The organism is Streptomyces sp. NPDC088817, assembly GCF_044750345.1.
Lineage (GTDB): Bacteria > Actinomycetota > Actinomycetes > Streptomycetales > Streptomycetaceae > Streptomyces.
In genome coordinates this window covers 123,569-140,474 of the sequence record NZ_JBIVJN010000001.1, presented here as the reverse complement: position 1 = coordinate 140,474, position 16,906 = coordinate 123,569, and the positions used below count along the sequence as shown (strand labels likewise).

22 protein-coding genes and 2 pseudogenes are annotated in these 16,906 nt (G+C 68.9%); 17 read left to right on the top strand and 7 right to left on the bottom strand.

From position 1 onward, the window contains the following. The first annotated feature begins 34 nt into the window (after window positions 1-34). The 10 genes from sufD (at window position 35) to ACIP4X_RS00660 (ending at window position 7,519) form a co-directional block, all read left to right on the top strand. Entirely contained in the window at window positions 35-1,219 is a 1,185-nt protein-coding gene (gene sufD, locus ACIP4X_RS00705) for a Fe-S cluster assembly protein SufD (protein ID WP_358732628.1), read from the top strand. Further along, window positions 1,216-1,539: a non-heme iron oxygenase ferredoxin subunit gene (locus ACIP4X_RS00700; protein WP_358732626.1), complete on the top strand. Its 324-nt coding sequence runs from the start codon at window positions 1,216-1,218 to the stop codon at window positions 1,537-1,539. Before sufD ends, ACIP4X_RS00700 begins: the two co-directional genes overlap by 4 nt. A 7-nt stretch (window positions 1,540-1,546) precedes the next feature. After that, a complete protein-coding gene (gene sufC / locus ACIP4X_RS00695; protein ID WP_358732625.1) occupies window positions 1,547-2,311 on the top strand; it encodes a Fe-S cluster assembly ATPase SufC in 765 nt (254 codons plus the stop codon). Further along, window positions 2,308-3,564, top strand: a complete 1,257-nt coding sequence (locus ACIP4X_RS00690; RefSeq protein WP_391453677.1) for a SufS family cysteine desulfurase — start codon at window positions 2,308-2,310, stop codon at window positions 3,562-3,564. The genes sufC and ACIP4X_RS00690 overlap by 4 nt, the downstream gene beginning before the upstream one ends. A gap of 16 nt (window positions 3,565-3,580) precedes the next feature. Then, window positions 3,581-4,048, top strand: a complete 468-nt coding sequence (gene sufU, locus ACIP4X_RS00685) for a Fe-S cluster assembly sulfur transfer protein SufU (RefSeq protein ID WP_358732621.1) — start codon at window positions 3,581-3,583, stop codon at window positions 4,046-4,048. Then, window positions 4,045-4,377: a metal-sulfur cluster assembly factor gene (locus ACIP4X_RS00680; RefSeq protein WP_100569477.1), complete on the top strand. Its 333-nt coding sequence runs from the start codon at window positions 4,045-4,047 to the stop codon at window positions 4,375-4,377. Before sufU ends, ACIP4X_RS00680 begins: the two co-directional genes overlap by 4 nt. Window positions 4,378-4,558: 181 nt before the next feature. Continuing rightward, window positions 4,559-4,879, top strand: coding sequence for a multidrug efflux SMR transporter (locus ACIP4X_RS00675; protein ID WP_326801986.1), 321 nt, complete (start codon window positions 4,559-4,561; stop codon window positions 4,877-4,879). Continuing rightward, complete coding sequence (locus tag ACIP4X_RS00670) at window positions 4,879-5,430, top strand: TetR family transcriptional regulator (protein WP_391453680.1); 552 nt, start codon at window positions 4,879-4,881, stop codon at window positions 5,428-5,430. Before ACIP4X_RS00675 ends, ACIP4X_RS00670 begins: the two co-directional genes overlap by 1 nt. 111 nt (window positions 5,431-5,541) lie before the next feature. After that, on the top strand, window positions 5,542-6,531 hold the full coding sequence (gene dapD / locus ACIP4X_RS00665; RefSeq protein ID WP_358732617.1) for a 2,3,4,5-tetrahydropyridine-2,6-dicarboxylate N-succinyltransferase: 990 nt from the start codon (window positions 5,542-5,544) through the stop codon (window positions 6,529-6,531). A gap of 283 nt (window positions 6,532-6,814) precedes the next feature. Then, window positions 6,815-7,519, top strand: a complete 705-nt coding sequence (locus ACIP4X_RS00660) for a hypothetical protein (protein ID WP_358732615.1) — start codon at window positions 6,815-6,817, stop codon at window positions 7,517-7,519. A 150-nt stretch (window positions 7,520-7,669) separates the two neighbouring features. Here ACIP4X_RS00660 and ACIP4X_RS00655 read toward each other — a convergent pair whose 3' ends face one another. The 3 genes from ACIP4X_RS00655 to ACIP4X_RS00645 all read right to left on the bottom strand — a co-directional run bounded on the left by ACIP4X_RS00655 (window position 7,670) and on the right by ACIP4X_RS00645 (window position 8,978). Next, entirely contained in the window at window positions 7,670-7,930 is a 261-nt protein-coding gene (locus ACIP4X_RS00655) for a hypothetical protein (protein ID WP_358732614.1), read from the bottom strand. A 238-nt stretch (window positions 7,931-8,168) separates the two neighbouring features. Further along, the gene (locus ACIP4X_RS00650; protein WP_391453683.1) at window positions 8,169-8,525 is read right to left on the bottom strand and encodes a hypothetical protein; all 357 of its coding nucleotides are present in this window, start codon (window positions 8,523-8,525) and stop codon (window positions 8,169-8,171) included. Window positions 8,526-8,789: 264 nt separating this feature from the next. Beyond that, the gene (locus tag ACIP4X_RS00645) at window positions 8,790-8,978 is read right to left on the bottom strand and encodes a hypothetical protein (RefSeq protein WP_358732611.1); all 189 of its coding nucleotides are present in this window, start codon (window positions 8,976-8,978) and stop codon (window positions 8,790-8,792) included. 698 nt (window positions 8,979-9,676) lie between these two features. On the opposite strand from ACIP4X_RS00645, the gene ACIP4X_RS00640 reads away from it, so the two are divergent. From ACIP4X_RS00640 to ACIP4X_RS00630, 3 genes are all read left to right on the top strand, one after another. Then, window positions 9,677-10,855, top strand: coding sequence for a helix-turn-helix transcriptional regulator (locus ACIP4X_RS00640; protein WP_358732610.1), 1,179 nt, complete (start codon window positions 9,677-9,679; stop codon window positions 10,853-10,855). 77 nt (window positions 10,856-10,932) lie between these two features. Then, entirely contained in the window at window positions 10,933-11,379 is a 447-nt protein-coding gene (locus tag ACIP4X_RS00635; protein WP_358732608.1) for a hypothetical protein, read from the top strand. Continuing rightward, window positions 11,376-11,834: an NUDIX domain-containing protein gene (locus tag ACIP4X_RS00630; protein WP_391453686.1), complete on the top strand. Its 459-nt coding sequence runs from the start codon at window positions 11,376-11,378 to the stop codon at window positions 11,832-11,834. Before ACIP4X_RS00635 ends, ACIP4X_RS00630 begins: the two co-directional genes overlap by 4 nt. A 78-nt stretch (window positions 11,835-11,912) precedes the next feature. Here ACIP4X_RS00630 and ACIP4X_RS00625 read toward each other — a convergent pair. From ACIP4X_RS00625 to dapA, 4 genes and pseudogenes are all read right to left on the bottom strand, one after another. Next, window positions 11,913-12,254, bottom strand: a pseudogene (locus ACIP4X_RS00625) (GIY-YIG nuclease family protein); the annotation flags it as partial. A gap of 306 nt (window positions 12,255-12,560) precedes the next feature. Continuing rightward, window positions 12,561-12,710 (bottom strand): annotated as a pseudogene (locus tag ACIP4X_RS00620) (DUF4041 domain-containing protein); the annotation flags it as partial. A 333-nt stretch (window positions 12,711-13,043) separates the two neighbouring features. Next, on the bottom strand, window positions 13,044-13,172 hold the full coding sequence (locus ACIP4X_RS00615; RefSeq protein WP_358732603.1) for a hypothetical protein: 129 nt from the start codon (window positions 13,170-13,172) through the stop codon (window positions 13,044-13,046). A 534-nt stretch (window positions 13,173-13,706) separates the two neighbouring features. Then, a complete protein-coding gene (dapA, locus tag ACIP4X_RS00610) occupies window positions 13,707-14,612 on the bottom strand; it encodes a 4-hydroxy-tetrahydrodipicolinate synthase (RefSeq protein WP_391453688.1) in 906 nt (301 codons plus the stop codon). Between the two features lie 156 nt (window positions 14,613-14,768). Between dapA and ACIP4X_RS00605 the strand changes: the two genes are divergently transcribed. The 4 genes from ACIP4X_RS00605 (at window position 14,769) to ACIP4X_RS00590 (ending at window position 16,759) form a co-directional block, all read left to right on the top strand. Then, window positions 14,769-14,924 carry a hypothetical protein gene (locus ACIP4X_RS00605; protein ID WP_358732600.1) on the top strand — a complete coding sequence of 52 codons (156 nt, stop codon included), beginning with the start codon at window positions 14,769-14,771 and terminating at the stop codon, window positions 14,922-14,924. Then, a complete protein-coding gene (locus ACIP4X_RS00600; protein ID WP_391453690.1) occupies window positions 14,921-15,646 on the top strand; it encodes a hypothetical protein in 726 nt (241 codons plus the stop codon). The genes ACIP4X_RS00605 and ACIP4X_RS00600 overlap by 4 nt, the downstream gene beginning before the upstream one ends. A 172-nt stretch (window positions 15,647-15,818) precedes the next feature. Next, window positions 15,819-16,238 (top strand): phage holin family protein, encoded by a 420-nt coding sequence (locus ACIP4X_RS00595; RefSeq protein ID WP_234375629.1) that lies wholly within the window; start codon window positions 15,819-15,821, stop codon window positions 16,236-16,238. Then, window positions 16,235-16,759 (top strand): DUF3618 domain-containing protein, encoded by a 525-nt coding sequence (locus ACIP4X_RS00590; RefSeq protein WP_391453692.1) that lies wholly within the window; start codon window positions 16,235-16,237, stop codon window positions 16,757-16,759. The genes ACIP4X_RS00595 and ACIP4X_RS00590 overlap by 4 nt, the downstream gene beginning before the upstream one ends. Window positions 16,760-16,906 lie beyond the last annotated feature (147 nt).

Genomic DNA, 16,906 nt, shown 5'->3' with positions numbered 1-16,906 from the left:
GCCCATACGCAAGAAAGCGAGCAATACGACAGCCATGGCTGAGGCCCAGAACATCCCGGTCGGTTCGACGACCGCCGGCCAGATCGCGGTCGCCGCCGAGTCGACCGTCGCCACGCGCATGAGCGCCCCGCCCTCCTTCGACGTGGCGGACTTCCCGGTCCCGCACGGCCGCGAGGAGGAGTGGCGCTTCACCCCGCTGGAGCGGCTGCGCGGTCTGCACGACGGCACCGCGACCGCCACCGGCGAGGGCGTCAAGGTGGACGTCCAGGCCCCCGAGGGCGTCACCGTCGAGACCGTCGGCCGCGACGACGCCCGGCTCGGCAAGGCCGGCACCCCGGTGGACCGCGTCGCCGCCCAGGCCTACTCCGCCTTCGAGAAGGCCTCGGTCGTGAGCGTGCCCAAGGAGGCCGTCCTGACCGAGCCGATCCGCATCGCGGTGCACGGCCAGGGCGGGGTCGCCTACGGCCACCAGGTCATCGAACTCGGGGCCTTCGCCGAGGCCGTCGTCGTCATCGACCACACCGGTGACGCGGTGCTCGCCGCCAACGTCGACTTCCTGCTCGGGGACGGCGCCAAGCTGACCGTCGTCTCCATCCAGGACTGGGACGACAAGGCCGTGCACGTCGCCCAGTACAACACCCTGATCGGCCGGGACGCCTCGTTCAAGTCGGTCGTCGTCACCTTCGCCGGTGACCTCGTCCGCCTGAGCCCGCGCGTGACCTACGCCGGCCCCGGCGGCGAGGCCGAGCTGTACGGCCTGTACTTCACCGACGCCGGCCAGCACCAGGAGCACCGCCTCCTGGTCACCCACAACACCCCGCACTGCAAGTCGAACGTCGCCTACAAGGGCGCGCTCCAGGGCGACGACGCGCACGCGGTGTGGATCGGCGACGTGCTGATCGAGGCCAGGGCCGAGGGCACGGACACCTACGAGATGAACCGCAACCTGGTGCTGACCGACGGCGCCCGCGTCGACTCCGTGCCGAACCTGGAGATCGAGACCGGCGAGATCGTCGGCGCCGGCCACGCCTCCGCGACTGGCCGCTTCGACGACGAGCAGCTCTTCTACCTGATGGCCCGCGGCATCCCGGAGCAGGAGGCCCGCCGTCTGGTGGTCCGCGGCTTCTTCGCCGAACTGGTCCAGCAGATCGGTGTCAAGGACATCGAGGAGCGCCTCATCGCCAAGATCGAGGAGGAGCTGGAGGCGGCGGTCGGATGACCCACAGCTTCGTACGCGTTTGCGGGCTGAGCGAGCTGGAGGAGGACACCCCGAAGCGGGTGGAACTCGACGGCACGCCGGTCTCGGTCGTGAAGACCGAGGGGGAGGTGTTCGCCATCAACGACATCTGCTCCCACGCGAACGTCTCGCTCTCCGAGGGCGAGGTCGACGACTGCCACATCGAGTGCTGGCTGCACGGCTCGCGCTTCGACCTCCGTTCCGGCAAGCCCGACGCGCTCCCCGCGACGCGCCCTGTCCCCGTATACCCCGTAAAGATCGAAGGGGACGACGTGCTCGTCTCCCTCACCCAGGAGTCCTGAGGCACCCATGGCAACGCTTGAAATCCGAGACCTGCACGTCACCGTCGAGGCCGACAACGCCACGAAGGAGATCCTCAAGGGCGTCGACCTCACCGTGAAGCAGGGCGAGACGCACGCCATCATGGGCCCCAACGGCTCGGGCAAGTCGACCCTCGCCTACGCCCTGGCGGGCCACCCCAAGTACACCGTGTCCGGCGGCTCCGTCACCCTCGACGGCGAGGACGTCCTGGAGATGTCCGTCGACGAGCGCGCCCGCGCGGGCCTGTTCCTGGCGATGCAGTACCCGGTCGAGGTCCCCGGCGTCTCGGTCTCCAACTTCCTCCGCACCTCCGCCACCGCCGTCCGCGGCGAGGCGCCGAAGCTGCGCACCTGGGTGAAGGAGGTCAAGGAGGCCATGGAGCGGCTCTCCATGGACCCGGCCTTCGCCGAGCGCAACGTCAACGAGGGCTTTTCCGGCGGTGAGAAGAAGCGGCACGAGATCCTCCAGCTGGAGCTGCTCAAGCCGAAGATCGCGATCCTCGACGAGACCGACTCCGGCCTCGACGTCGACGCCCTGCGCATCGTGTCGGAGGGCGTCAACCGGGTCCGCGAGAGCGGCCGGGTCGGCACCCTGCTCATCACCCACTACACGCGCATCCTGCGCTACATCAAGCCCGACCACGTCCACGTGTTCGCCGGCGGCCGGATCGTCGAGTCCGGTGGCGCCGCGCTCGCGGACAAGCTGGAGAACGAGGGCTACGAGGCATACGTGAAGGGTGGCGCATCCGCGTGACACAGCTGCCGGGCCTCCTCGACACAGAGGCGATCCGCAAGGACTTCCCCGTCCTGGACCGGCTGGTCCACGACGGTCAGAAGCTCGTGTACCTGGACAACGCGGCGACCTCGCAGAAACCGCGCCAGGTGCTGGACGCCCTGAGTGAGTACTACGAGCGCTACAACGCCAACGTCCACCGCGGTGTGCATGTGCTCGCCGAGGAGGCCACGGCGCTGTACGAGGGCGCGCGCGACAAGGTCGCCGCGTTCATCAACGCGCCGAGCCGCGACGAGGTGATCTTCACCAAGAACGCCTCCGAGTCGCTCAACCTCGTGGCCAACATGCTCGGCTGGGCCGATGAGCCCTACCGGGTGGACCACGAGACCGAGATCGTCATCACCGAGATGGAGCACCACTCCAACATCGTTCCCTGGCAGCTGCTGGCGCAGCGCACGGGCGCGAAGCTGAAGTGGTTCGGCCTCACCGATGACGGCCGCCTCGACCTGTCGAACATCGACGAGGTCATCACCGAGAAGACGAAGATCGTCTCCTTCGTGCTGGTGTCCAACATCCTCGGCACCGTGAACCCGGTCGAGGCGATAGTGCGCCGCGCCCAGGAGGTCGGCGCGCTGGTCTGCATCGACGCCTCCCAGGCCGCGCCGCACATGCCGCTGGACGTCCAGGCGCTCCAGGCCGACTTCGTGGCCTTCACCGGCCACAAGATGTGCGGCCCGACCGGCATCGGTGTGCTCTGGGGCCGCCAGGAGCTCCTCGAGGACCTGCCTCCGTTCCTCGGCGGCGGCGAGATGATCGAGACCGTGTCGATGCACTCGTCGACGTACGCCCCCGCCCCGCACAAGTTCGAGGCGGGCACGCCGCCGATCGCGCAGGCGGTCGGTCTGGGCGCGGCGATCGACTACCTGAACTCGATCGGGATGGACAGGATCCTCGCCCATGAGCACGCGCTCACGGAGTACGCGGTGCGGCGGCTGGCGGAGGTCCCCGACCTCAGGATCATCGGCCCCACCACGGCCGAGGACCGGGGTGCGGCGATCTCCTTCACGCTGGGTGACATCCACCCGCACGACGTGGGCCAGGTCCTCGACGAGCAGGGCATCGCGGTACGCGTGGGCCACCACTGCGCGCGGCCCGTGTGCCTGCGGTACGGAATTCCTGCGACCACGCGGGCGTCGTTCTATCTGTACTCCACGCCGGCCGAGATCGACGCTCTGGTCGACGGTCTGGAGCACGTACGGAACTTCTTCGGCTGACGGGACGAGCGATCGCATGAAGCTGGATTCGATGTACCAGGAAGTCATCCTGGACCACTACAAGCACCCGCACGGGCGTGGTCTGAGGGATGGCGACGCCGAGGTGCACCATGTGAACCCGACGTGCGGCGACGAGATCACCCTCCGAGTGAAGTACGACGGCACGACGATCAAGGACGTCTCGTACGAGGGCCAGGGCTGCTCGATCAGCCAGGCATCGGCCTCCGTACTGAACGAACTGCTCGTCGGCAGGGAGCTGGCCGAGGCACAGAGGATCCAGGAGACCTTCCTGGAGCTGATGCAGTCCAAGGGCCGGCTCGAACCCGACGACGCGATGGAGGACGTCCTGGAGGACGCGGTCGCGTTCGCCGGGGTGTCCAAGTACCCGGCCCGGGTCAAGTGCGCCCTGTTGAGCTGGATGGCCTGGAAGGACGCGACGGCCCAGGCGCTGGGCGGCGCCGACGCCGAAAGGAAGACCGCATGAGCGAGACCGTGGAGATGAAGCCGGCCTCGGAGGAGGAGCTCCGCGAGGCCCTGATGGACGTCGTCGACCCCGAACTGGGCATCGACGTCGTCAACCTCGGCCTGATCTACGGCATCCACGTCGACGAGTCGAACATCGCGACCATCGACATGACCCTGACGTCCGCGGCCTGCCCGCTCACCGACGTCATCGAGGACCAGGCCAAGTCCGCCACGGACGGCCTCGTCAACGAGCTGCGCATCAACTGGGTCTGGATGCCGCCGTGGGGCCCCGACAAGATCACGGACGACGGCCGCGAGCAGCTGCGGGCGCTCGGCTTCAACGTCTGAGATCAACCGGCGGAACGGCGAACGGCGAGGTCCCCCCCGGGCCTCGCCGTTCGACGTTCGCCGTTCAGTGCGTCATGACCACATGACCACATGACCACATGACCACGTGATCACATGACCGTATGACCCTGACCCCCCTCGATGTGTACGGCCGTACACATCGGTGGATACTCTCGCCCCCATGGGATACGTGTTGCTCGCCGGGGCCATCGCCGCGGAAGTCGCGGCCACGACGGCCATGAAGTACAGCGACGGCTTCAGCAGGTTCGGGCCCTCGCTCGTGACCGTCGTCGGGTACGTCCTCTCCTTCGTGCTCCTTGCCCGGACCCTGCAGACCGTGGCCATCGGCACCGCCTACGCGATCTGGTCCGGCATCGGCACCGCGGCCGTGGCCGCGCTCGGTCTGATGCTGTTCGGGGAGGGGCTCGGCCTCGCCAAGGTTGCCGGGATCGTGCTGATCATCCTCGGAGTGGTCGTCCTCAGCCTGGGCGGGGCCCACTGATGGCCCGGCGGTACGACCCGGAGCGGCGGCAGCGGATCATCGACGCGGCGCTGCGTGTGGTGGGCGCGAAGGGCCTGGGCGGGCTGAGCCACCGCACGGTGGCCGCCGAGGCGGACGTACCGCTGGGCTCCACGACCTACCACTTCCGGACGCTGGACGAGCTGATGGTCGCGGCCCTCGGGCAGGCAAGCGAGGGCTTCGCCAAGGTGATCGCCGCGCGCGGCGGCCTCGACGACCCGCGCACCGACCTCGCGGAGGCACTCGCGGGCTGGATGGGGGAGTGGCTGTCCGGCGACCGCACCGGGGTCGAGCTGGAGTACGAGCTGTACCTCGCCGCCCTGCGCCGCCCCGCGCTCCGCCCCGTCGCCGCCGAATGGGCCGAGGACGTCGCGGCCCTGCTCTCCCGCCGCACCGACCCGACCACCGCCCGCGCCCTGGTGGCCCTGATGGACGGCATCTGCCTTCAGGTGCTGCTGACCGGAACCCCCTACGACGAGGGCTACGCGCGCGAGATGCTGAGGCGGATGATCCCGCCGTCCGCGGACGCCTGAGCCAGCGGCGCGCTCGCCGTGCCGCTCTCCCGCGCGGGCCCCCGACCGGCACATGAGACGCCCACCGGACCGGTTCGCCGGTGCGCGCCGCCTCACGTTAGGTTTCCTTCTATGACCGACACGACTGTTCCCCGCACCACCGGTGCCGTGGCCGCCGGACTCGCCACGATCGCCGCCGACGGCACCGTTCTCGACACCTGGTTCCCCGCCCCCGAGCTGACGGACCAGCCCGGCCCGGCCGGCAGTGAGCGGCTGTCCGCCGAGCGGGCCGCTGAGCTGCTCGGCGACGGCGCCATCGCGGCGATCGGGCCGGACGCGCGCCGGGGCGTCGAGGTGGTCGCGGTCCGCACGGTCATCGCCTCGCTCGACGAGAAGCCGATCGACGCGCACGACGTCTACCTGCGCCTGCACCTGCTCTCGCACCGGCTGGTCAAGCCGCACGGCCAGAACCTGGACGGCATCTTCGGCTTCCTCGCGAACGTCGCCTGGACCTCGCTCGGCCCGGTCGCCGTGGACGAGATCGAGAAGGTGCGGCTCAACGCCCGCGCCGAGGGCCTGCACCTCCAGGTGACCTCGATCGACAAGTTCCCGCGCATGACCGACTACGTCGCCCCGAAGGGCGTCCGCATCGCCGACGCCGACCGGGTGCGGCTCGGCGCGCACCTCGCCGAGGGCACCACCGTGATGCACGAGGGCTTCGTCAACTTCAATGCGGGCACCCTGGGCACCTCCATGGTCGAGGGCCGCATCTCCGCGGGCGTCGTGGTCGGCGACGGCTCCGACATCGGCGGCGGCGCCTCCACCATGGGCACCCTCTCCGGCGGCGGCAACGTGATCATCGCCATCGGCGAGCGCTGCCTGGTCGGTGCCGAGGCGGGCGTGGGCATCGCGCTCGGCGACGAGTGCGTGGTCGAGGCCGGCCTGTACGTCACCGCCGGCACCCGGGTGACGATGCCCGACGGCCAGATCGTCAAGGCACGCGAGCTGTCCGGCGCCTCCAACATCCTCTTCCGCCGCAACTCGGTCACCGGCGCCGTCGAGGCCCGCCCGAACAACGCGGTCTGGGACGGCCTGAACGAGATCCTGCACAGCCACAACTGACCATGGGCGGCCGTAACCTTCGACCGCCTCACCGATCAACGTCCTGACCTGCTGCTGAGCTGTCGGCAGTTGTCGGCGTTGGTCATCGTTGAGCGCCCTTCCACGGCCCTAAGGACGGCCCGGGAGGGCGCTCGCGCTTGAGCACCGCATTGGGAGTTCGATCGGAACGCTGTCCAGACGCGCTTGGTATTGGCCGGACTGGCCTTCGATGTGCAGGCACGACCGCTGATGTGCGGGACGAATGCGCACGCAGGATGTCCGTGCCTCGTGCCATCATCCTCGCGTGCTGAAGATCCCCGGATACGAAGACGGCCCACTGGTTGCGAGGAGCGACTATCTGGACGACCCCTTGTTCTGGCCGGTGCACCTCGGTAGCTGCTTGCGTGGCGAGGACGCGCAGCGGGCCGCGTTCGGAGCCGACTGGGACGCGGCCACGGAGCTGTACCGCGCGCTCTCCGCCGATCATGAGTGGCCAGTGTTCAGTGTGCCGTTGCGCTCCGGCCACACCATCTACGTCGTCTACCGCAACCTCGACGGAGGCCGAGGGGTGGATTACCTGATACATCACCCGGATTGGATCGAGGCGGAAACCCTCGCAGTGGACGACGGCCACTTCATGGGGCCCGGCACAGCCTGGCCGGAACTGTTGTCAGCTGCTCGACAGCCGGCATCAGAGGGCGTGGACGATACCGACGCTCGCCTCTTGCTCCTCTTCCCGACACTCGGCGACATGCAGCTTCCCGACGACGCGGCCATTGCACTCGCCGCCGCGCTTGCCTCTCTCACCTTGATCGAGGAGCCCGTCGAGGTAGCGAGGATGCTCCTGGAGAGCCAGGGCCAGTGGGAGCCTGCGCACTGGAGGTTGACAGACGGCGTCTGGATCAACGACGGCGGGCACTCCTACCGGAATCCCTACAACGCCTTCGCTCTGCGTCAGGATCGCCTGCTGGAGATCAGCGAAGCCCTGAACGACCTGCACTCCAACTAGGCGCTCGCCTGAAGTTCTGAGCTTGAGAAGCTTGGGTGCTCTGGCCCTCGGTTGCCCGGCTAAGAGGTGTCGGATCCCTCGTTGGCCGCCGGTTCAGTACCCGCTGTTCCTCGTGGTTCCCCGCACAACCTGGCACGCGTCTAGCACGAGTTATTCGTCGTCGCACCGCTCCAGGACCAGGCTCGCCGACCCCTCTCCGAGTCCGTTGTTCTCCTCCAGGTGGAGATGAGCGCCATCCGGTGTGCCGTCCTGGGCAAGTGTGAGCAGGTGGCCGGCCAGGCTCCTCAGCCCCGCGGCGTTGGCTTCAATCACGATCTCTCCACCCAGGTCGCGGACCTCGATGCGTGCGCCTTCCTCCCACATGAAGACTCTGGTGATCCCATCGGTCACCGCATTGACTTGAGTGGTCATCGATGGAGCAGCGCTGGGTTCAGTGGCCATAGCCAAGCATCGCGCACTTAGGGGCCGTCAAGCGCCGAGGGCGCACGCTTTCCAGGTCTGTTGGTGGCTCGCGAGGCCGCGTGCGGTAGCGTTCACCTGCGTTCATGGTCGACTGGCCATCGCCGTGGGGATGACTGGGCAACTTGCCTGAACCGCCGTGAACGGGGCTGAATGAGACGGAAACGGAGACGGCGGCGTTCCTCCAGCTTCACGGCGTGAGCCGGTTCTGTTGAGGGTCGAAGCAGGCCAGCCCCATGGAGTTCGCGAGGGCCGCCGCATAGGCGGAGGCCTCCTCAGCCATGCTCCAGCGCATCGCGAAGTAGACGAGCGGGCCGCTGGCCTCTCCGATCAACGGCTCCGTCGACCAGGGCGAGGTGTCGTCCACGTCCTCGGTCAGATCAGACCAGCGCTCCAGGAGCGCGGCGACATAGGCCGCAATGCGCTCGGTCGGTGGGTGCTCCATCTCCGTGTCGAGGTAGTCGTCATAGAGGTCTGTGAAAGTCCGCCCGGCCGCACTGTGGTCCCTCGGGCGCTCACCCTCCCACACTGCCAAGTCGTAGCTCATGCACGGACGTTCTCATGTCGCACTGACAGACCGGCATGCTGGTGGACCAGCAACGTAGGCATCAATGATCGGCCGCGCAGCCCCGCGCGCACGATCAGTTTGGGAAGCTGCGGTCATTTGCAGCCGGTTGGTGCGGTGACCTGGGCGAATGGTCTACGGGGAGCTCTGGCTGGCTATGGTACTTTCCCCGTGATTCCCCGCTGTTCCCTGCCCTATCTGGTGCGGCTGCGGTGCGCGCCTTCGCCGCCCACGCTCCGACGCCGTCTACCGCTTCTGCTCCCTGTAGCGCTTCATTAGTGCGGTGATCCGTACGCGGTCCGCCTGGCCGTTGAGTTCGTCCAGGAGATCGTCAGGGCACAACTCGTAGAGGTCGCCCCACCATCGACGCCCTCGGTTGTCCCAGATCCGGTAACCCCCGAGCGCACCCCTGGCCACGTAGCGTCTCTTGCTCATGGTCCCCCTGTTCCCCGCACGACGTCCTCGCGGAACTCCTTCGGATACGGCTTGGACACTGCAATATCCTTCCAGGCCGCCTCTCAGTAAGCCAGGTCTCACCCACCCCTGCAGCAGACCCGTGGGGTGGCAGGGCGGCGCCCTGCCGTGACCGTGCCGGGCCGCCCAACGCCGTTGCTATCCGTTGTCGTTGCCGTCACTACCGTCGGTACCTCGGCGGTGAAGAGATGACCAGCAACACTCTGCGACGAGGAGCTCCTGTCGCCAGGGGCGCAGTTCGCGGGCGGCTCCGAAGACGATGTTCATGCCTCCGCCTCCGCGTGTGGTGTCCAGCTCGGCGATGGCTTCGGTGAGGCTGGCCACCCCCGCCTCGACATCGCGTTGACGGATAGGGGCGAGCGTAAGGTTCCCAGCACGATTGCGCGTGACTTTCGCCTGTCCCGTAGCTTCTCGGGGCCCGTTCGCAGTCCGAGGTCGACCGCAGCATGGCGTGCGGCGACGTGCAGGAGCGCCGGCCTGGACAGGGCGGGACTCGTGTACTCGGCGATCTCGGCTGCTTGCTTCGCGAGCGCGAGTCCGGCCTGTGCGTCGTGTGCGCCGTACAGCGCGACGTAGCAGGTGCGCAGTACGGCGTGGGCTTCGAAAGTGGTTCCTCGCGTTCCTCGATCCGGCCCTCCCGCACGCCGTACCCTCGAATCATGAGCGCCAGCTTCGGTGAACGGCTCCGGGAAGTCCGCAAGCGTCGGGGCCTGAGCCAGCGCGAGTTGTCAGAGCTCTCGGACGTCTCCCTCTCCCTCATCCGCAAGCTGGAGCAGGGCGAGCGAGACGACACGCGCTTGGAGACGGCGCGTCGGCTCGCGAGCGTCCTGAAGGTGCCCACAACCCGGCTCATCACCGAGCATGCCGAGGCCGCGGCCGACGAGGAGACGGTGAACCGCTGGGCGCCCGTTCACGCTGCTCTGGCGGCTCCCCCAGACCTTGACGGGCTCTCGGAGCAACCCACCTACGACGGCGTACGGGAGGCGCTTGAGGCGGCCGTGCCTCTGTTCGCCCACGACCGCTTCGCCGAGCTCGGCGCGGCTCTCCCGCCCCTCCTGCGTGACGCCGAGGCGCTGACCGAGACCGACCCGCGCGGTCGGCCGCTCCGCGCACGCCTGTTGGAGCTGACTGGCTGGCTGATGACTCAGACGCGTCAGTTCGACGCAGCGGAGTTGGCCTTGGAGCGGGCCCTGGACGACGCAGTCGACCGCGTACAGGGCGCCGCCACCGTCAGCGTCCAATGCTGGCTTCTGCTGCGCCGCGGAAGACTGGCCGACGCCCGCGCACTGGCCGTCGAATGGGCTGACGAGGTCGAGCCCCGCATGTCGCGAGCTACACCGACCGAACTGAGTGCCTGGGGCTGGCTTCTGCTCCGCGTGTCGGCGGCAGCGATCCGAGACAACCGCCCCGGCGAGGCCGCAGACGCCCTGCGGCTCGCTCGGTCGGCTGCCGTGGCCCTTGGGGAGGAGCACACTCCCGAGGGCGACTTCCTACGCACTTTCGGCCCCGTCACCGTGGCGTTGAAGCGTACAGAGAACGCGATGGTGGCCGGCCGCCCCGACGAGGTGCTCTCCCTGGCTGCCAAAATCCCTGCGGACAGCCTGAAGCCGACCTCGAACAACCGGAACAGGCACCTACTCGATGTCGCAAGCGCACAGACGCAGCTACGGCATTACGCGGAAGCCGTCGACACCTTCAACAAGATCCGCGTCGGCTCCCCGCAGTGGCTCCCGAACCAGCGCTACGCACGCGACATCCTCGTCCGCATCGTGAGTAGGCGTCGCACGCTCACGCCGGAGATGCGGGAGCTTGCCGATCTGGTGCGTCTGCCGGTGTGACACCCTGTGGCACTTCGCCTTCGCCGTGCGTCAAAGTGCCATCGACGCAGCGTCAACGCAGCTTCTAGCGTTGCGGTATGGCTATCAGCGACGAGAGAAATCACGGCGCGAACTTCCCCTCTCAGGAGGGGCGGCTCCTCCCGTGGATCGGCGAGGACGGCAAGCCGTGCTATCTGTCCCCGCGAAGTGGGGGCGGGTTCCTCTCCCGCCTCGCGGACGCCATGGAGGCCGAGCAGGTCCGCGACTCGCGGGAGGTCCTGGCCCACTCGAGCGACCTCCTGGAGAAAGAGCGTCTCGGGAACCAAGAGCTTCGGTTCATCGCGGCCCGCCTTGCCGAGTGTCTCGCGACCACGCTCCGCGTCACGGAGTCGCGCGGTCTCCGGTTGGGCGTCATGGAATTGGACGGGGACGAAGACGTCACGGCCGGTACACACAGCATGTTTGGAAGGCCGCCCATCGATGCACCATCGTTGCCCTTCCACGAACCGTACCGGCGGTCCGATTCCGAGAAAGGCGCGACATGAAGCGCATCATCGCCCGTCTGTGGCGGATCATCAGGGGCCCTGTGCAGTGGCGTGTGCTGTGGCTGGCCCACAGCAAATTCATGGTCGGCGTCACTGGCGTCGTTCGCCGCGACGACGGCCGGGTTCTGTTGCTGCGCCACCGTATGTGGCCGCCGGAGCGTCAGTGGGGTCTGCCGACGGGTTACGCCGCGAAGGGCGAGGAGTTCGCCCAGACCGTGGTGCGGGAGGTGCGTGAGGAGACCGGCCTGGAGGTGAAGCCGGGGGCCCTGGTGCACCTGAAGAGTGGCTACAAGCTGCGCGTCGAAGTTGCCTACGAGGCGCACCTCGTAGGCGGCGAGATGAAGATCGATTCCTTCGAGATCCTGGAGGGGAAATGGTTCTCCCCGGACAACCTGCCGAAGGGACTGCAGGAGTCGCACCGGCCCCTCATCCTGGGCAAGGACCCGAACGGCTGACCCGGCCGGTCGGCATCAGTCCGCGGTTACTCGCCCCGAACGAGCATCTGGCCGGTACCAGCAACATGGATTGAGGATTCAACTCGCTTTGCTGGCACGCCATTCCAGGGCCTGGGGTTCTTCCGTGAACTCGACGAGATGCTGGCCAGCGTACCGTTGGAGGGCATCGCGTACCTCGGCCGGGGTGACGCGGAAGAACTCCTTTCGGGCGTTGACGCGGTTGACTCGGTGCTTCGCGAACTCCTTGTGGAGCTGGGACTCCAAGCCGACCGCATCCTTGCTGAAGATCAGCGCGTGGACGTCGAACCGGAACGGCACTGATGCTCCGCTCAGCTCGTATACGCGCTCCAGCGGCTCCAGCCGCCGGGTCATTCCGATCTTGACCATCCGCTCGCCGAAGGCGCCGATGTTGGAGATCACGTACACGTACCCGGCGCGGACATTGGCGGCACGTGCCTCGACGGAGCTCAGGGCCTCTTCGATCTCGGTGAGTCTGGCTTCCATCTCCGCCACGGCATCGGCGTCCCCGCGTTCCCGGAGTCGCTGCAATGCGGACTGGTAATGCCCCAATTCCTTGTGGAGCTTCACTCGTTCACGTTCCAATTCCCGTTGTGCGGCAGCCTCTTCCTTCTCCTGTGCCCGGATCTCCCGCTGGGCTTCCTTCTCCTCTTCCTTCTTCTGCAGGAAGTCGGCTGTCATCTGCAGTTCACGTACGCGCGCGTCGTGGTAGGCGTCGGAGATGCGGATGTGCATGGTCGCGCCGAGCTTCGCGATGGTCTCCCGACTCTTGTAGAGGCGGTCGATGAGCGAGTTCAGACGGTGGGGGCGCATGGACCGCACTGCGTAGTCCGCCTCGGCGTTGTAAGCCCTGAGCATGAGTTTCGAGAAGTCCCGGACCATCTTGCGCCCCGCGCTGGCAGAACCGTTGACGGTCCAGTCCTGGGCTGCGAGTACTGCCCGGTCGGTTCGTGCGAGGCTTTTGATCTTGGCCTGCAGCGAGTCCAGCCGGGTGCGGTAGGCGATGGCATCCTGTAGTTGGTGCCGGTAGGCGTAAATGCCGACCTGTTGAAGCATGGCTGTTTCGTCGGTGGTGACGACCTGGGCCTGGAGTTCGGCGAGCCGGCTGCTCGTCTCGTAGGTCTCCTGCCGAGTCTTCTCCGCCTCTTTCCGAGCCCGGTCGGCGTCCTTGGAGGCCGTCTTCGCCTCTTCCTACTCTCTCTTCACCTCTTCGTGGGCCTTTTGGCGGATCTGCTCTGCGTCCGCTTCCGCGGCTTCGCGCAAGGCGGCGGCTTCCTCGCGCGCCAGGCGAAGGGCATCGAGGACCTGCACGGCGTCCATGCCGTGTGTGTGAGTTATCCAGGCTCGTAGCTGTTCGATCTCTTGGGATTCGTCACGTCGGCGTCTGCCGAACAGCCCACCACGGCGAGCAGAGGGAATGGGAGGTTGTGGGGGAGCAGCGGGCTGTGCGCCGACTACTCGGTCGGCGTCCGAGCCGGACGGCATGGTCGGCGGGCTGTCGACCGACCCGGTTTGGTCCGGCACGACCGTGGGGCCGGTACTGACGCCATTCGTGGTGTCGTGCACCCAAAGCTGCCAACCCGGCGGTGGTGGTGGCCACGACGGGTCCGGGTGCCATCCCGGAGGGGGAGTCCACCCCGGAGGCGGTGCCGGCCAACCCGGCGGCGGATTGAACCGATACGTCATCATCATCCCCCGCCCCGGTCCGTCCCCACAGACCGATACTGTCTCCACACACCGCACTCCCCGGAGTGCGGAGAGTTAGTAGAGGGAGGTTACTACCCCTCGTCGGGCGTCGACCCGCGCACGGAGATTGTGGAACTTGGATCTTCTGGCGGAGTGGCGTGGGCATGGTCACCCCGCCCGCAGCCGTTCGTACGCCGCGCGCAGGGCGGCCGTCGTTTCGGGGGGCGCGGGGCGCAAGGGCGGGCGGACCGGGCCTGCGGGCAGGGTCAGGGCGTTCAGGAGGGCCTTGACGGTGACCGTGCCGGGGAGGCCGGCGGACATCGTCGACTCGACGAGTTCGGTGGCCTGTTGCTGGAGGCGGGCGGCCCGGGCGGTGTCGCCCGCGTCGAACGCGTCGAGGATCGAGCGCAGTCGGCGCGGGACCAGGTTCGCGACCGTGCTGACGTATCCGGTGCCGCCCACCGCGTACAGCGGGAGGATGTGCTCCTCGCAGCCCGCGTAGTAGGCCAACTCGGTGCGGGCCAGCACCTTCTGGGTGCCGAGGAAGTCGTATGAGCAGTCCTTGACCGCCGCGATCCCGGGGTGTGCGGCAAGGCGCAGCATGGTCTCCGGCTCGATGCGCGTGCCGGTGCGGCCGGGGATGTCGTAGAGCATCACCGGCAGCCCGGAGGCGTCCGCCACCGTGCGGAAGTGCTCCTCCACGGCGTCCTGCGGCGGTCTGCTGTAGTACGGCGTCACCACCAGCACGCCGTCCGCGCCCGCCTTCCCGGCCGCCAGTGCCAGCTCGACGGTGTGCCGGGTGTCGGCGGTGCCCACGCCCGCGACGATCGGCACGCTTTCCCCGACCGCCTCGCGCACGGCCCGGACCAGCGCCGACTTCTCGGCGTCCGTCGTGGTCGGCGACTCGCCCGTCGTACCGCTGAGCACGAGGCCGTCGCACCCCTCGGTCACCAGCCGGTCGGCGAGCCGCTGGGCGCCGTCGAGGTCGAGCTCGCCCGAGGCGGTGAAGGGCGTGATCATGGCGCACAGGGCGCGGCCGAAGGGCGGGGCGGGAGTGGCTGTGGTCGTCGTCATGGAAGCAAGTGTCGGCAGAGTTGACAGTGAAGCTCCACTTAATTCTCCTACCGGGTATCGGTAAGCAAGGCTGGAGAGAAGGTGTCCTGTGTCCAAGTCGGCCGTGATGCGTCACCATGGTCAGGAGGTCACCGACGGCAGGGCACGGGAGGCGTCATGAAGCTCGGCAAGGCACTGGCCACCGGCGTGGCGGAGGAACAGCCGACGGTCCGCGAGGAGCAGGCCGGACTCCCCGAGGCGGTCCAGGAGAGCCAGGAGATCCAGGAACCGCGGGCCGCCGCCACGCCCGAAGAGGCACCGGCCGCCCGATGAGGCTGCGGCTGCCCGCGGAACGCCCGACGGAGCCGCCGACCGGATACAAGATCGCCCACCCGGTGCTGTCCCACGACGGCACCCGGGCCCGCTTCACCGGTGTGTCGCTCGGCGGCGCGCTGCCGTACGGCGTCGTCGCCGACGCGGCCTGCGTCTACGGCCGCCGGCACCGGCCACCCGCCCGTCTGTGCGACTGCGGCTTCCACTGCGTGCACGAGCGCGCCGCCGCCGAGGCGCTGCTGTGCACGGCCGAGCACCGTGGAGCCGTCCTCCTGGAGGTCTTCGTCCTCGGCGCCTACATCCGCTACGAACGCGGGTTCCGCTACGCCCGCCAGCGGGTGCGCACGGCGACGGTCGGCCCGTGCGCGTGCGGCGCGCCCGCCTCCACCCTGGCGGACGCCGGCTGGGGCAGGCCCGGCTGGCGGGCGCTGACCGCCGCCTGCGCGGGCTGCCTGCGCGGCCGTACGTCGGTGACCTGCGCCGGCTTCGCCCGGCAGGCCGGGGCCGGGCTGCGGGTCGTGGCGGGCGGCGGCTGGCCGGCGCCGGTCGCCAGGGCGGTCGCCGCCTTTGGGGCGCCGGCCGGGCCGCTCGCCGGACCCGAAGGGCTTGGGGTGCCCGAACTCGCCGCGGAGGCAGCCCTGTTGCAGGCGCGCCTCGACTGGTTCCAGACACAGCTGGCCCGGCTCGGCGAGCGCGGTCCTGGTGGTCCCGGACACGGGTAGTCGCGGAGGTCCCGGGTACCCGGATGGTCCGGACCGAGAGGAGGCGGGCACCGTGACCGGGACTATCGATGTGAGGCCTGCGCCCGACCAGCGCCGCCCAGTGCGCGAGCGCCCGGGCGACCGTGCACCGGATACACGTTCGCTGGACGAACGTCTGCCGGCCGAACCGTCGGTGGGCGACCGTTCACCGGCTGTGCCGGTGGCGGGCGAGCACTCGGTGGGTGAACTCGTCCACCGGGCCACCGAGCAGCTCTCCCAGCTCGTACGGCAGGAAATGGCGCTGGCCAAGGCGGAGCTGACACAGAAGGGGCGCCGCATGGGACGCGGCGGCGGACTGCTCGGCGCGGCGGGCGCCGTCGGCTATGTCGGGCTGATCGCCCTCGCCGGCGCGGCCACCGCCGCCCTCTCGCTGGCGCTGCCCGTGTGGGCCGCGGCGCTTGTCGTGACGGCCTTGCTGTTCGCGATCGCGAGCGTGCTGGCCATCGTCGGCCGCGCCCAGCTGCGCCGCGCCTCACCACCCACGCCGGAGGAGATGCTCGGCAGCGTCAAGGCGGACGTCGAGGCGATCAAGGAAAGGGCACACCACCGATGACGGACAGGACACAGGGGGACGGCGGCGCCACCACGCCGACCGGAGCGAAGGGCCCCGACGAGCTGAGGCAGCAGATCGAGCAGACGAGGAGCCAACTCGGCGACACCGTCGAGGAGCTGGCGGCCAAGGCGGACGTGAAGGGCCGCGCGAAGGCCCGCGCGGCGGACCTGATGGACAAGGCCGGCGCCCTGACGGTCCAGCTGCGCAGCTCGGCCGCGAACGCCGGGCATCGCGTCCAGGAGAAGGCCATCCACGCCGGTCACCGGACCCAGGAGGGGGCGGGCCGGTCCGGGCACACGCTTCAGGAGCGGGCCACGCGGGCGGGTCATCTGGTCCAGGAACAGGCCACGCGTGCCGGGCACACGGTCCAGGAGCAGGCCTCCCGGGCCGGGCAGTCCGCCCCGGTGAGCAACGCGGTCGAGGCGTACCGGCGCAACCCGCGCCCGATGGTGATAGCGCTCGCGGCCGGCGCGGCGGCGCTGGTCGCGACCGGACTGCTGATCCGGCGCAGCCGCCGCTGAGACCGTCCGGTCCGGCACGGCGCACTGGGACCATCGGTACACCCGGACCACGCCACACCGGGACCACCGGCTTCCTCAAGGCCGCCCCCACCCGAGAGGTGGGGGCGGCCCTCCTGTGCGCCGAGGACCGGGCGCGACGACCCACCG